The 14,328-nt window shown below is 56.2% G+C and carries 12 protein-coding genes; 4 read left to right on the forward strand and 8 right to left on the reverse strand.

Annotated elements, in window-relative coordinates; translation table 11 throughout:
• Window positions 1–19 precede the first annotated feature (19 nt).
• Complete coding sequence (locus FVW59_RS16065) at window positions 20–3,169, forward strand: two-component regulator propeller domain-containing protein (RefSeq protein WP_187275931.1); 3,150 nt, start codon at window positions 20–22, stop codon at window positions 3,167–3,169.
• A 123-nt stretch (window positions 3,170–3,292) separates the two neighbouring features.
• Here FVW59_RS16065 and FVW59_RS16070 read toward each other — a convergent pair whose 3' ends face one another.
• Complete coding sequence (locus tag FVW59_RS16070) at window positions 3,293–4,078, reverse strand: enoyl-CoA hydratase/isomerase family protein (RefSeq protein ID WP_246139765.1); 786 nt, start codon at window positions 4,076–4,078, stop codon at window positions 3,293–3,295.
• An 89-nt stretch (window positions 4,079–4,167) separates the two neighbouring features.
• Here FVW59_RS16070 and FVW59_RS16075 point away from each other — a divergent pair, with 89 nt between their 5' ends.
• The 3 genes from FVW59_RS16075 (at window position 4,168) to FVW59_RS16085 (ending at window position 7,010) form a co-directional block, all read left to right on the forward strand.
• A complete protein-coding gene (locus FVW59_RS16075; RefSeq protein WP_148065375.1) occupies window positions 4,168–4,749 on the forward strand; it encodes a DNA-3-methyladenine glycosylase I in 582 nt (193 codons plus the stop codon).
• Between the two features lie 95 nt (window positions 4,750–4,844).
• Window positions 4,845–6,119 (forward strand): TetR/AcrR family transcriptional regulator, encoded by a 1,275-nt coding sequence (locus tag FVW59_RS16080; RefSeq protein WP_246139766.1) that lies wholly within the window; start codon window positions 4,845–4,847, stop codon window positions 6,117–6,119.
• Window positions 6,120–6,146: 27 nt separating this feature from the next.
• Window positions 6,147–7,010 (forward strand): acyl-CoA thioesterase, encoded by an 864-nt coding sequence (locus tag FVW59_RS16085; protein ID WP_148065377.1) that lies wholly within the window; start codon window positions 6,147–6,149, stop codon window positions 7,008–7,010.
• Here the strand turns inward: FVW59_RS16085 and FVW59_RS16090 are convergent.
• The 7 genes from FVW59_RS16090 to FVW59_RS16120 all read right to left on the reverse strand — a co-directional run bounded on the left by FVW59_RS16090 (window position 7,007) and on the right by FVW59_RS16120 (window position 14,316).
• On the reverse strand, window positions 7,007–7,558 hold the full coding sequence (locus tag FVW59_RS16090) for a histidine phosphatase family protein (RefSeq protein ID WP_148065378.1): 552 nt from the start codon (window positions 7,556–7,558) through the stop codon (window positions 7,007–7,009). The genes FVW59_RS16085 and FVW59_RS16090 overlap by 4 nt on opposite strands.
• Complete coding sequence (locus FVW59_RS16095) at window positions 7,555–8,262, reverse strand: histidine phosphatase family protein (protein WP_148065379.1); 708 nt, start codon at window positions 8,260–8,262, stop codon at window positions 7,555–7,557. The genes FVW59_RS16090 and FVW59_RS16095 overlap by 4 nt, the downstream gene beginning before the upstream one ends.
• Entirely contained in the window at window positions 8,262–10,040 is a 1,779-nt protein-coding gene (gene aceK, locus FVW59_RS16100) for a bifunctional isocitrate dehydrogenase kinase/phosphatase (protein WP_148065380.1), read from the reverse strand. Before aceK ends, FVW59_RS16095 begins: the two co-directional genes overlap by 1 nt.
• A 12-nt stretch (window positions 10,041–10,052) precedes the next feature.
• A complete protein-coding gene (locus FVW59_RS16105; RefSeq protein WP_148065381.1) occupies window positions 10,053–10,844 on the reverse strand; it encodes an SDR family oxidoreductase in 792 nt (263 codons plus the stop codon).
• Window positions 10,844–11,884, reverse strand: a complete 1,041-nt coding sequence (locus FVW59_RS16110) for an LLM class F420-dependent oxidoreductase (RefSeq protein WP_148065382.1) — start codon at window positions 11,882–11,884, stop codon at window positions 10,844–10,846. Before FVW59_RS16110 ends, FVW59_RS16105 begins: the two co-directional genes overlap by 1 nt.
• Window positions 11,885–11,981: 97 nt before the next feature.
• Window positions 11,982–13,118 (reverse strand): acyl-CoA dehydrogenase family protein, encoded by a 1,137-nt coding sequence (locus FVW59_RS16115; protein WP_148065383.1) that lies wholly within the window; start codon window positions 13,116–13,118, stop codon window positions 11,982–11,984.
• 19 nt (window positions 13,119–13,137) lie between these two features.
• Window positions 13,138–14,316 carry an acyl-CoA dehydrogenase family protein gene (locus FVW59_RS16120; RefSeq protein ID WP_148065384.1) on the reverse strand — a complete coding sequence of 393 codons (1,179 nt, stop codon included), beginning with the start codon at window positions 14,314–14,316 and terminating at the stop codon, window positions 13,138–13,140.
• Between the last annotated feature and the right edge of the window lie 12 nt (window positions 14,317–14,328).

Genomic DNA, 14,328 nt, shown 5'->3' on the forward strand with positions numbered 1-14,328 from the left:
ACCTAGAAAAAAGGAATACTTGAGAAAAATTTACTTCTCTATAACTCTTACGGTCTTGTTTTCCCATGGGAGCGTATTTGGAAAAGATTTAAAAAATGAACGATTCTTTATATCAGAGGCAAGGGTATCCGAGAAAATATCCAGAAGCACAGTTCTAGATGTATTTAAATCTCAGAACAACTTGGTATGGATCGCGAGTGTAGATGGCATCACTATCTATGACGGTCACTCAGTTTCGCAGTATAAGGAGTGGGTCGATGAAGATGGCATCAGTCATCAGTTAAACATATCAAAGATAACAGAAACAAAGTCTGGTGTTATCCTTCTAGCAACTTATGGAAGCGGTTTACTTGCCTTTGATTTCCGCAAAAAAATAATTGTTCCTGCGCAAGTGAAAATACCTCTAGACTCCAGTATCGCAGAAAAAGACATTTCCTACATATATGTCGATTCAAAGGGGCTTCTTTGGCTAGGGATGGACTCAGGCTTACTCACATCAATTGATGTAAGAACTGGTTTTTCAGAGAGGCGCGCCAAATTGGATGGCCGGATATCAGATATTATCGAATCGGATCTTGGCACAGTCTACGCCACGAGCGCGAACGGTAATTTATATACGTCAACCACCAAAAATGATTCGTCTACTTTTGATCTGCAATCCATCTGTGGCATCCGACCATCCACATTGGAGGTTGTCCATTCGACATCTTCATCTACGCTGCTACTAGGTACTCGCGGTGACGGATTGTTCTCATTTAATGAGCAGTTGAATCGCTGCCAGAATGATGCGATTAGCAATCTTCATAGCGAAACTCTAGCTCACTCCATCGTGCACGAAATAGCCTATGATAAGTCAAGCGAGGTTCTATGGATTGGAACGGACCGTGGCTTACTCAGACATTCCCTTACCGATTCGGTGTGGTTCAATCATGACAACTCCGGATTGACAAATAATGAGGTTGTTAGCCTTCACCAATCTGGAAGCGGCATTCTTTGGATTGGCACTTATGGCGGATTAAATATTGGAACGCATTCTTTTTTTGAACGGTATACCACAACTCACTATCCGGAACTTAGTTCCGTTGTTTCTATAGACGGTGATAATGCCACTGGAACGTGGATAGCAACTTACAACAACCTATTTAGAGAAGATTTGGCGAGCAATGAATATTCTTCGATAAAACGTCTATTTCCTGATCTAGACACATCTTCGCTAGGAATTATGAGCATACATGTTAAAGATAACTGCATATATGTTGGAACGAGAAGTAAAGGTCTATTAAAACTTGATTTGCTTAGCAGGAAAATTTCAGTCTACAGTACCGACTCTCAACCTAGGCTTCCAAGCAATTCAGTTAGCGCCATTCTTTCCAAAAATTCAGATACGATTTTAGTAGGCACTTACGGGTCCGGGTTAGCTGTAATTCGTCGAAGCGATGACCATACCAAGAGCATTGAAGTGGTCGATAGTAGCAATGGCCTAGTTCACAATAATGTCACTGCCATCTTTGAGAAAAGTGATGGTGGCTTCCTAATAGGAAGTGAGGGCGGACTTCAATTCTTTTATCTTGAATCTAGAAATTTTCAAAATATTGATTTTTCTAGAAGAGGTAAGGGCTTCGTTAAAGTAGCCGTCTTATCAGTTACCGAGGACACTGATGGACGAATTTGGATCGGCACATTACGAAACGGATTATTTGTAATCGACAGAAGTGTCAGCTCAGAATCATTAGTAGCGGTTCCTGTAGTTTCTATTTCACCTATCGGCAATACCGTGTACGCACTTCAACCTGATGAAGAAGGAGCTGTTTGGGCTTCAACTAGCACTGGAATTAGTCGCGTAACGTCCGACCACTCGGTGAGAAATTTCCGATATAAGCATGGCCTTCAAAGCCCTGACTTCGAATTCGGCGCCTCACACAAATCACCCTCCGGCATCATCTACTTCGGCGGAAGCAATGGCTATAACCGCTTCGACCCATCCACCATTGATCTGAATAGCGAACCTCCACCTGTACTGCTCACCGGAGTAAATATCGCAGGGGAAGAGCTGGCGCTGAATTCCGCAGTCCATAAAGCATCCCTGATTGAACTGGACTACACCGACTACTACGTCACTTTCGAGTTCAGTGCACTGGACTTTATTGATCCAGGAAACAATCTGTATAGGTACAAGCTGGACGGTTTCGATCCTGACTGGGTAAGCATTGGCAATCGGAATACCGCCACTTATACCAACTTGCCTCCTGGCGACTATCATTTCCTTGTCCAGGCAGCCAATTCATCCGGCGTCTGGAATTTTGACGGCATCCGTCTTTCACTCGGGGTTAATCCTCCACCATGGTTCAGCTGGTGGGCCTGGTGCCTTTACGGTGTTCTTGTTGCCCTGATGATCAAACACGCAAAAAGCACCTACGACAGACAACTGATACACAAAGCCGCATTGCAATGGGCAGCGGATATGGAGCTGACGGCTGATCGCGCGTTGGACGATGTTCAGGAACAACTGGAAGAGCAGGCGCTGCTGGTTGAAACCATTCACCGCTTCAACGTCGACAGGCTGCAGCTTGTGCGCGAGTGCCTGACAAGACACGCTGCTTTCCTACCAGCTCCGCTAGATGAAGAGTGCCTGTACAGTTCGCAGAAACGCATGGATGCAATGATCTGTCTGGAACACTCGCTGCTGTATTGCCATGAGGAACTGCTGGCGAATATGCATGTGTACGTCAATGAACTCGGCAACAGGCTCTCTACCCGCAATGATGCAAATCAAAATGTGGTACTTGTGAACAATGTTCCCGAGCGACTTATCCCCGCCCGGTTCGCTCTACCCGTTTCGATTATTCTTCACGAGCTGCTGGACAACGCCTTTACTCACGCTTTTGAACCTGCCCCGCAGGGCGGCATAGTCATCGTTAAAGCCGAGTACGGTGATTCGTTGTCCATTGTGCAAACGTCTATCGAAGTATCAGATAATGGCGTTGGGTTGCCTTCTGCCATACGACTGGACGCACCCGAATCAGAAGGGCTGACAACCGTGCTGGAATTATCGGAAAAGTTGGGCGGCACGCTGTCGGTGACCCGGGATGCAGGAACAAAATTTACACTGATCGTCCCCGGGCCGGGCCAGGAGTGCCTGGAGGAGGTTTCTCCTGAACCCGGTGATTAGGCATATCGCGTACGCACTACATATACACCTCTCTGACAGTCAGCGAATGGGCATCTCAGGTTGCAGCTGGCTGGTAGTGCACACTTGTATTGCCTCCAGCCACTGGCGAGAGACAGGGCCGCTTTAACGCCCCACAAAGCAAGGTTGGCGTTTTTCTTTCTGCGCGGCGAAGCCCTCCTGAAGATCGGCGGAATCACGACAAAGGGCGACCAGGGCATCCGCCCTCGCGCTCTCCAGCGAACCAGAAGCGACTGCAGTGATAACCTCTTTCATCGATTTGACTGCCAGTGGTGCCAGTTGCGCCAGTTTTTCGGCAAAGGCGCCAACTTCATCTGCCAGGCTTTCGCGCGCCACCAGATAATCCAGGAAGCCCATTTCCAACATGGCGCGGCTGTCGAGTTGGTCCGCTGCCAGCAACAGGCGCTTGGCAGCGGCCACTCCCAGACGCTCCACGAATCGCTTGATGCCACCAACGGGATAGCACAGCCCGATTGCTGCGGCAGGTACACGCAAACGACTGCCTTCCACGCCAAAACGGAAGTCGCAACTGAGGGCCAACTCGACACCTCCACCGAAAACGTTGCCGTTAATCGCAGCAATTGTCGGGATGGGCAAAGCGGCCAGTTGGTCAGTCGTTTCCTGAAACAATTCACCCGATATCTTGCCACTATTCAGCTCTACCAGCGACGCACCGGCACAGAAGGTTTTTTCGCCCGCACCGGTAATCACCAGCACCCGCACTGTGCTGTCGCCCTGTATTTGGGAGAGAATGTCGCGGATGGCGTGCAGCTCAGCGCCGCCCAGGGCATTGTGCCGCTGTGGCACATTGAGAAGCAGCCGGCCTACATGCCCGGCCTGCTGGTATTGGATGGTGTCCGTCATGGTTCGCCTCATCAAATGACGCTGCATTTTCCCACAGCACCGCCGTGTCTACCATGCGCAGTGGACAGCGTTGTCATGTCCGCACCATACTTGCGGCAGACTGGGAGGTAGTGAAAATGAAGCAGCGTTGTGGCTGGTGTGGTGAAGATCCCCTTTACGTGGAATACCATGACACGGAATGGGGCGTACCCGTATACGACGATCCGACACTATTCGAATTCCTGCTGCTCGAGGGGGCACAAGCCGGACTGTCCTGGATTACCGTGCTGCGCAAACGCGAAGGTTACCGGCGCCTGTTTGCAAAGTTCGACCCGGTCAAGATTGCGAAAATGACCGACGCCCAGCTGGAGAAGCGTCTCGAGGACGCCGCCATCATCCGCAACCGCCTGAAAGTGTTTGGCGCTCGCACTAATGCGCGCGCATTTCTCGAAGTCCAGGCCGAATTTGGTAGCTTTAGTAATTACATCTGGGGCTTTGTCGATGGGCGGCCCATTCAGAACAAATGGAAGAGCCTGCAACAGGTTCCCGCAACAACGCCGCTGTCGGATCAAATCAGCAAGGATTTGAAGCGCCGCGGCTTTACCTTTGTCGGTTCCACCATCATCTACGCCCACATGCAGGCGACAGGCATGGTCAACGATCACACGCTGGACTGCTTCCGCCACAGCGAATGTGCCGGACTCGGTACAAGCCCCTGAGCTATTGGACTGGACAGCGACAAAAATAATACCTAAAGTTTGAATTTTAGACGAGGAAGTATGGGTGAGCCCGGATGCGGACCACCCGAATCGGCATGAGCCAGGATAAAACGAGTCCCTCACCTTTCAATCGCTCCGCCCAACACGATGCCAAGCGAACGGCCATCCTGTCCCAGGCGGCCAAGCTGTTCAATTACAAGGGATCACGGGCTACCACGCTGCAGGACATCGCAGCGACGCTGGGCCTGACCAAGACGAGCCTCTACTACTACGTCAAAACCAAGGAAGAACTGATTTACCAGTGCTACATGGCAGCGCTGCAGCATCACCTCCGCCAAATGGACGCCATTGAGGAACAGTACAGCCAACCTCTGGAGCGCATTCGCGCTTTCTTCCTCTGCCATTTTGAAAACTGGCTCGCCGCACAAGAGGGCCGGGGGCCACATATTGCGGCACTGCTGGAAATCGCTTCGCTGAAAGACCCCCACCGCAAAGAGGTAGAAACCGCCTACATCACCATGTTCAAACGCCTGCGCCAGTATCTGCGCGACGGTGCCAGTGATGGCAGCCTGCGCGCGCTGGAAAGCACCTCGGCCACTCGCGCCATCCTGGGTTCTGTTGACTGGGTTTTCTCCTGGCTGCACACGGTGGAGCGTGACGGTGTGATGACCATCGCTGCACAGGCCTTTGACGTACTTTGCCACGGGCTCTATCCGGGCCCGGGTGAGTACCATGCCAGCGCAAGTAGCGCTGGAGCGGCCCCGACGGCCTACGTGAGGGGGTTCGATCGCGAAGAGCAGAACCGCCTGAAGCAACAGGCTTTTTTCCGTGCCGGAACCTGGTTTTTCAACAAGCAGGGGTTCAATGGCACATCGCTGGACGAAATCGCCGAACACCTGAACGTTTCCAAAGGTGCCTTCTACTACCATATCAAGAACAAAGAGGACCTGCTCTACCACTGCTATCGCTACTCGCAGGATGCGATCGACCGCATATACAGTGATGCGCGGCAGTTACCCGGCAAGGGCCTGGAAAAACTCGCCCAGAGTTGCCAGCAGGTCTTCCGGGTGCAGAATTCCGACGACGGGCCGCTGATTCGCTACAACACGATTACCGCCCTGCCGATGAACCGGCGCAAGGAAATTCTCGAACGCACCGATGCCTCCAGCGCCTGCTTCGGCGACTTTATTCGCCAAGGCGTACAGGACGGCACGGTACGTGAAGTCGATGTCGCCATCGCCCAGCAACTGATCTCAGGCGCCATCAACGCTTCGATGGAAATTGGCCGCTGGCGGCGCGTTGACGACATCGAGAGTGCCGCCAATGACTATTTCGACATTTTTTATAATGGCCTGGTGACACGCGCCTGAGCCTTCAGCCAACCGACGGAGCCACACTTGACCGAGCTGCTGGACAAACTGATCAGCCAACTGGAAATCGAGCGCATCGATCGCTTTCTGTTTCTGGGCAGGAGCCCGAAGTTTCCACCCCGGGTTTTTGGGGGCCAGGTACTGGCACAGGCGCTCTATGCCGCGAGTCAGACCGTGGACAGCGAACGCCTGGTGCACTCCATGCACGGTTACTTCTTGCGCCCCGGCGATCCATCCCGACAGCTGGTTTACGAAGTTGACCCCATCCGCGATGGCGGTAGTTTCACCACCCGCCGGGTCGTCGCCAAACAGAATGGCGTGGCCATCTTCAACACCGCCCTGTCTTTCCAGGCAGAGGAGGACGGCTTGGAACACCAGTCGACAGCGCCAGAGGTCATCGCCCCGGAAGAGCTTGAGACAGACGCCGAGTACTGGACCCGGATGGCCGAGGAGCGACCCGGACTGGTGCACGACGGCATGATGATGCAACCCATCGAGCGCCGGCCGGTGCTGCGCCGGGATTTCGACAATCCGGAACCTACCGAGCCGATACAGCACTACTGGTTCCGTGTGCCTGCCGACATTGGCGACAATCCGGTACGACACCGTATGTTGCTGGCCTATATGTCGGATTTCGCCCTGCTCGGTACCGCCATGTTGCCCCACCCCTACAGCGGTCGAACTCCGGGTATGCAGGTAGCCAGCCTCGATCACGCCATCTGGTTCCACCGCCAGGCTCGGGTCGACGATTTCCTGCTCTATACCATGGACAGTCCGGCTGCCGGCGGTGGTCGGGGATTCAGCCGCGGCAGTTTCTATACGCGGGACGGTGTGTTGATCGCCTCAACGGCACAGGAATCCCTGCAGCGAGTACCACGTAGCAAAGACTAGTTCACCAGGGTCTGCAAACTGCGCCCGAGAGATGTCAGCTTCAGCCTGCCGCCATCCAGGCGTAACTCGGTAACCGAGGCGTTATCAGGCCAGAAACTCAGCACCTCATCACGTCCTTCAGCCTCTGCAACTGCCGCGTTGATTACCAGGAAGTGAGTGAAGACAACCGTCGGGTGCTGCAGACCTTGCAGGCCCGCCACAATAGCCCGACGCCACTGCCACAGGGACTCCGGCTGAGCCGACCACTGTTGCCGCATAAACTCCCTGAGCCAATGCCTGCGCTGATGCATGGCGACCGGTGCGGGGACCTCGCTGTAAGCCTGATCAATACTTAATGGCAGGCCACAGATTTCCAGCAGTGGCGCTGCGGTCTCGACCGCTCTTGCCCTGGGGCTGCTGGCAATTCGCCAGCTGGCGTCTATCCGTGTACCCAGTTCCTCCGCAGTTGTACCCGCCTGCTGTCGGCCAAGTTCACTCAAACCGGGGTCTTCGTGCTGCCCCCACTCGGCTGCCGCCTCGCCGTGGCGCACCAGCAGAATAGCCGTCACCGGTAGGTCACCAGGTTCTCGCCCTCGGCGAGTCCCATCATCTGCAGAAAAGAGCGGTCATTGAAATAGGACAGGGAAACCTTGTCGCCACTGTAGAAGAGCTGGGTTACCGAGCAGTTGAAGATCGGCTCGTAGAAACGGTAGGTATGTTCTCCACCGAGTCCAAGCACCTGTGCGACGGCTGTGGCAATGGTGCCGCCGGAAGTAAACACGGCCACGGTTTTGCCGGCGCCCTGCTCCCTCATCAACTCGGCAATAGCGTCACGCACGCCACTGGAATAGTCTGCCCAGCTCTGGATGCCCGGGTGCTGGCAGTCGGGGGAAACCCAGTGATTGAAGACGGCCTCGATCACCTTCTGGTAATCCTTGCTCTCGCTCAACCCCCTGTCCATCAACGCCTTGAGACGGACGTTGCTTTTCACCAGTTCCGGCACCAGATGCTCAACCTGCTCATCGTTGCGCACTTCGTTGAAACGCGGATCAATGTGATACGGCACCTCGCCCGGCTGGCTGGCCAGTGCCAGTTGGGCTGTTTCCCGCTGGCGCAGCAAGTCGCCACTGTAGGCCGCGTCCAGGTGAATCCCGTGGTCGGCAAGGTAACGCCCCATGGCAGTTGCCTGACGGCAGCCCAGATCCGACAGTTTGTCGTAATCGTCGGCGCCAAAGGATGCCTGGCCGTGGCGAATCAGGTACAGCGTGGCCATTACACAGCCTCGGGCAAGTTCAGCGCTTCCCGCGGGAAACGCAGTTTGCGACGATAGGGGAAGAAATCCTCGATATGCCCCTGGCGGATACGTTCCTGCAATCCCTGCCAGAAGGCGACTTCGTAAATATCACTGTGCATGGCGTCGAACACTTTCCTCGCGCGTTGGTTACCGGAGAAGAACAGGCGAAATTCCTCCGGAAAAATGTCGTTGGGCCCCACGGTGTACCAGGGCTTGCTGGCCAGTTCCTCAGCCTCGCTGCGGGGAGCCGGAATCTTGCGAAAGTTGCAGTCCATCAATGGCTGGATTTCATCGTAGTCATAGAACACAACCCGGCCGTGACGGGTGACGCCAAAATTCTTCAACAGCATGTCGCCGGGAAAGATATTGGCAGCGGCCAGTTGCTTGATGGCATTGCCATACTCATCCATGACAGCCGCGATCTGCTCATCGCTAGCATCCTGCAGATAGAGGTTGAGGGGCGTCATGCGCCGCTCCACATAGACGTGCTTGATAATCAAGGCTTTGCCGTGCTCTTCGATAAGCGACGGAGCAACCTTACGCAACTCGTCCATCAACTCTTCCGAGAAACGCTCACGGGCAAAGGCGAGATTGGTGAACTCCTGGGTATCTGCCATGCGCCCCGCCCTGTCCCAGCGCTTTACCAGCCGGTACTTGGCTTTCACTTGCTCGTGGGTCATTTCCTTGGGCGGGGTGAAGCGGTCCTTGATGATTTTGAAAACAAAATCGTAGGACGGCATAGTAAATACACTCATCACCATGCCCTTGATTCCCGGGGCGATAATGAACTGGTCTGTGGTGCGGGTCATATGCCGGTAGGCACAGCGGTGATAGTAGGTTTTGCCGTGTTTGTTGTAGCCCATCGCGCTGTAGATTTCCGAAATGGGCTTGGCGGGCATCAATTGCTGCAGGAACAGAACATACTGGGACGGAATACTCGCATCCACCATGAAATAGGAGCGGGTAAAACTGAACAGCACGCTGCACTTGTCGGCCCCGAACAGCACCGTGTCGACAAAAACCTCCGCTTCCTCGCTGGCGTTCTGCATCAGCGGGAACACAATCGGCATGGAGTCCGATCCGGCGGCGATACGCCCTACGATGTAGGCACCTTTGTTGCGGAAAAAGTGATGCTCCAGCATCTGGAACTCCAGCCCGTCGCGGCTGAGGTCAAAGCGTGGCGCCAGAAAATTTTCAATGGCGTCGACGATAAAGCCGATGTCCCGCTCCAGATTCTCGTAGGGCAGGCTGAAGGCGTAGTCGGCAAAGAGATTCTGCAAAAGCGCTGGCAGTGAGCCTTCCAGGGGATAGCGCCGCACCACCTTGCGGAAATCGGACGGCGGCATATCGCCCTGGGGCGAGAACACAAAAGCATGCTCATCGCGGATCTTGCGATGTTTAAATACCGCGCAGTAGACCGAGTTAAAAAACGTTTCGGCCATCTCGAAGTTGTTGTGCCCTTCAATCAGCCCGGCGTAAACAGCCTTGGTGTCCGTCCAGAACTGGTAGTCGCGCAACTGGTCGCCGGCGATCAGTTCAACCACATCCAGCACCGCCGTGGTCTTGGCCTTGTACAGATCAATCCGCTCGATCGATGAGGCGTGCATACCGTGCCAATCGGCATTTTCAAAGCGGGTGCGAGCGGCCAGGGTCACATTCTGGAATTCGGCGAAGTAGGACTCAAAGCCGTTGAGAATACTGCGGGCAAAACGCTCCTTCTTCTCCGCCTGGCTGACATCCAGTAGTTCAACCGACATCAAGACATTCACTCACAGTTTGGGGTTGCCGAATTTCCGTCTCAGTTTGCGCATGCCGCCCAGCCAGCGATCGTAATTGGCTGCCTTGTGGGCGCGGTAATCGGCCACTTCCTTGTGTGGCAGGATCAGGAAATTCTCCTCCGCCAGCCCTTCGATGACAGCCTGGGCCACCTGCTCTGGCGTGATCACGCCATCCACGCCCGCCGTACCACCGTCTTTATTCTCACCAATCATCCGTGTAGCCACCGCCTGCGGGCACAGTGCCGATACCTTGATACCCTGATCACCGTGGGTAATAGCCAGGGCCTCGGCAAAACCGATGGCAGCGTGCTTGGTAGTCGAGTACGCAGCGTCACCTACCTGGTTCAGCAGTCCCGCCGCAGAAGCCGTATTCAGGAAATAGCCCTCACCCCGCTCTATCATGCCCGGCAGGCAGGCCCTGGCAGCGTAGACGTGGGACATGACATGAATATCCCACATGGCCTGCCAGGTCTCGTTGGGGGCCGAGGTCGCCCACCAGGGCTCGCCATCACCGGCGATAATCCCGGCGTTGCTGCAGAACAAATCAATGCGGCCGTGCTTTTGCTCGACGGCGTTTACCATGGCAGCGATCTGCGCTTCGTCGCGCACATCCACACCAAAGGCCTCACCGCCGATGGCATTGGCGACGACAGCGGCGTTGTCTTTCTCCATATCCGCCACCACCACGCAGGCGGCACCTTCGCTGGCAAAGCGCTCACACAGCGCCTTGCCAATGCCGTTGGCACCACCGGTCACGACGATGACTTTGCCCTGTACCTGCATCAGAGCAGCTCCTTGGCAAATAGTTCAAGCACAGCAGTGTCATGAACGCCGAGCAGCATGGTACCCACCTCACCGCGTTTACCGGCTTCGCGCCAGGGCGCGAGGCGCTCGATGATGCGCTCCTTCGGACCTACCAGAGCAACTTCATCGAGCAGTTCGTTGGGCACTAACGCCTCGGCTTCTGCCTTCTTGCCTGACAGGTAGAGCTCCTGAATCCGCTGGGCGGCATCGCCGTAGCCCAGGCGCGTGGCGTAATCGTTGTAGAAGTTCTTGTCCTTGGCACCCATACCGCCGATGTACAGGGCCAGCCAGGGGCGCAGGGAGTCGTAGGCGGCGTCGAGATCGTCGTTCATTGCCACCGACACGAAGGGCGCCACGTCGAAGTTTTCCAGGCTCTTGCCATTGTCGGCCTTGTCGAAACCCTTCTGGATATGCTCACCCAGGACATCGAATTTATTCGGATCCATCCACACCGGGAAGACGCCGTCGGCCACCTCGCCAGCGCAGCGCAGCCCCGCTGGCGTGATGGATGCCGTGTAGATAGGGATGTCCGGGCTGCCCGCCAGAATCGACTTGAGCGGCTTGCCAAGGCCTGTGGTTCCGGGCCCTTTTTTGGGCAGCTGGTACATCTCGCCATCAAACTCCACCGGGCCGTCACGCTCCATGATCTTGCGCATGATCTGGATGTATTCACGGGTGCGCGTCACCGGCTTGCCGTAGGGCACGCCATGCCAGCCTTCCACTACCTGCGGGCCGGATGCCCCGAGGCCGACGATAAAGCGGCCACCGGACAGCTGGTCCAGTGACATGGCAGTCATTGCGCACATGGCGGGACTGCGGGCCGGCATCTGCATAATCGCCGTGCCCACGCGAATTTTGCTGGTATTGGCGAGGACCCAGGTGGCGGTGGTCACGGCATCGTTACCGTAGGCCTCGGCTGTCCACACGGAGTCATAGCCCATGGTTTCCGCCTGCTGGATGAGATCCAGGGGCAGGTGAATCTGTTTGCCGGAATAACCGAGCAGGAAGCCTAGTTTCATTGTTGTGCTCCGGTAGGTGGGCCCTGCGGCCCGTTTCCAGTGGGGTATCTACGTTACGCCCGCTCGCGCCCCGGGGCAAACCCGGGGCGCCGCTCAATCAGGCGCAACGCAGCTCGTCAAAGCGACCCTGGTGATAGTCACCGTTGCCGAAGGTGGCGTTGATCATCATCAGGCGCTTGGCGTAGTGACCAATGTCCAACTCGTCGGTCAGGCCCATGCCACCATGCAGCTGGATGGCCTCGCCGTAGATCAGCTTGCCGGCCCGCTCCACCATAACCTTGAGTGCGTGGATAGTGGCAGGGGCAGAATCAGCGCCCTCCTCCAGTTCGCACACCGCCCGGTACAGCAGGGATTTGGTCTGCTCGTAGGCCATGAAGGTGTCTACCATGCGATGCTGCAGGGCCTGAAAACTGCCAATAGCGACGCCAAACTGCTTGCGGGTCTTGGTGTACTCGAGGGTCTTGGCATTGAGTTGGGCCATGATACCGAGAGCCTCGGCGCCAAGGGCGACAATGGCGGACTGCACCACCGGCTCAACCAGCGCCATGCCCGCGCCCGCTTCACCGACCAGCGCACCGGCCGGCACCTCGACGTTGTCCAGCGTGATATTCGCAACGGTCTGGCCATCCATCTGCTTGTAGGTTTTCACCTCCAGGCCTGTGGCATTGGCCGGCACCAGGAACAAACTGATGCCATCAGCGTCGTACTGCTCACCTGACGTACGCGCGCTGACAATCAGCGCATCGGCATTGGCGCCGTTGAAAACGACGACCTTTTCACCGGACAGGCGATAGCTTTCGCCGTCCCGGGTGGCGCTGGTTTTGACATCGTTCAGTGCGAAGCGGCTCTGCCGTTCCAGGTAGGCAAAGGCACCCTGACAGCTGCCCTCAATCACCTTGGGCAGGTATTCAGCCGCGAGTGCGTCGCTGCCGCTGCGCTGCAACAGGCCGCCAAACAGCAGTACCGTGGCCAGGTACGGCTCCAGCACCAGCCCCTTGCCGAACTCTTCCATCAGCAGCATGGTGTCCACAGGACCGCCACCAAAACCACCGTGCTCTTCGGCAAAGGGCACCGACAGCCAGCCCAGCTCGGCAAAGGTCTGCCACTGTGCAGCACTCATGCCGGATTCCGAATCGGCGATGGTCCTGCGGGTTTCAATGTCGTAGCTGTCCTGCACGTAGCGGGCGACGCTGTCGCGCAGCATGCTTTGTTCTTCAGTGAAATCGAAATTCATGACGTAGTTTCCCCCGTGCTCACAGGCCCAGCACGGCCTTGGCGATAATGTTTTTCTGCACTTCGTTGGAGCCCCCGTAGACGGTCGCGGCGCGACCATACATATAGGACTGTCGCGCTGCGCTACCAAATTCATGGCCGAGTTGCTCTGCACTCAGGTCGTTGGGCAGCACACCCTGATAGTAGGCGGCAAGGTCCATTCGCAGCTCCTGGATTGCCTGCTGGATCTCGGTGCCCTTGATCTTGAGCAGGGAGGATTCAGCGCCCGGCGCGCCACCCGAAGCCACCGTGGCCAGCACGCGCAACTCGGTAAACTCCAGCGCCATCAGCTCGATCTCGATATCGGAAAGGCGCTTGCGGAACAGCGGATCATCCAGCAGGCGTACCCCGCCGTTGATTTCCTGTGAAGCCTCCTGGCGTACCGTTTCCAGGCCGCGCTTGCTATCCGCAACACCGGCAATGGTGGTGCGTTCGTGGGCGAGCAGCGCCTTGGCGTAGGTCCAGCCCTTGTCCTGCTCACCGATCCGGTTCGCCACTGGCACCCGCACATCGTTGAACTCTACCTCGTTCAGACTGTGGTGATTGTCGATGGACACGATGGGGTTCACCTTGATGCCCGGGCTCTTCATGTCAATCAGCAGGAAGGTAATGCCCTCCTGCTTCTTCCCTTCACTGTTGGTTCGCACCAGGCAGAATATCCAGTCGGCGTACTGGGCGTAGGTGGTCCAGATCTTGGCGCCGTTAACCACATATTCGTCACCATCCAGCACTGCCCTGGTTTTCAGGGAAGCGAGGTCGGAGCCGGAACCCGGCTCGGAGTAACCCTGGCACCACCAGTCGTCGCTGCGCAGGATGCGGGGCAGGAAGCGCTCTTTCTGCTCGTCATTGCCAAAGGTGTAGATCACCGGCGCTACCATCTGCAGCCCAAAGGGCACCACATCGCGAATGCCGTGGGCAGCGCGCTCCGACTCATAGATGTACTTCTGGGTGGGGCTCCAGCCGGTGCCGCCATACTCCCTGGGCCAGTTCGGCGCAATCCAGCCCTGCTCGAAGAGGCGTTTCTGCCAGTCCACTACTGCGTCCTTAAAGCTGGACTTGTCGGCCAGACGGGCCTGCAGCTCCTCGTCGTAGGCACGCTTGAAAAAGGCCCGAACCTCATCGCGAAAGGCGATATCCTCGGGGGAGAAGCGGGTATCCATATGAACCTCCTG

It is taken from the genome of Parahaliea aestuarii, from assembly GCF_008064635.1.
GTDB classification, from domain to species: domain Bacteria; phylum Pseudomonadota; class Gammaproteobacteria; order Pseudomonadales; family Halieaceae; genus Parahaliea; species Parahaliea aestuarii.

Bases quoted from the DNA above. Each gene is read 5' to 3' on its own strand.
- FVW59_RS16070 (WP_246139765.1), bottom strand. From the start codon at position 4,078: ATGCAGCGTCATTTGATGAGGCGAACCATGACGGACACCATCCAATAC.
- FVW59_RS16075 (WP_148065375.1), top strand. From the start codon at position 4,168: ATGAAGCAGCGTTGTGGCTGGTGTGGTGAAGATCCCCTTTACGTGGAA.
- FVW59_RS16080 (WP_246139766.1), top strand. From the start codon at position 4,845: ATGAGCCAGGATAAAACGAGTCCCTCACCTTTCAATCGCTCCGCCCAA.
- FVW59_RS16095 (WP_148065379.1), bottom strand. From the start codon at position 8,262: ATGGCCACGCTGTACCTGATTCGCCACGGCCAGGCATCCTTTGGCGCC.
- aceK (WP_148065380.1), bottom strand. From the start codon at position 10,040: ATGTCGGTTGAACTACTGGATGTCAGCCAGGCGGAGAAGAAGGAGCGT.
- FVW59_RS16105 (WP_148065381.1), bottom strand. From the start codon at position 10,844: ATGCAGGTACAGGGCAAAGTCATCGTCGTGACCGGTGGTGCCAACGGC.
- FVW59_RS16110 (WP_148065382.1), bottom strand. From the start codon at position 11,884: ATGAAACTAGGCTTCCTGCTCGGTTATTCCGGCAAACAGATTCACCTG.
- FVW59_RS16115 (WP_148065383.1), bottom strand. From the start codon at position 13,118: ATGAATTTCGATTTCACTGAAGAACAAAGCATGCTGCGCGACAGCGTC.
- FVW59_RS16120 (WP_148065384.1), bottom strand. From the start codon at position 14,316: ATGGATACCCGCTTCTCCCCCGAGGATATCGCCTTTCGCGATGAGGTT.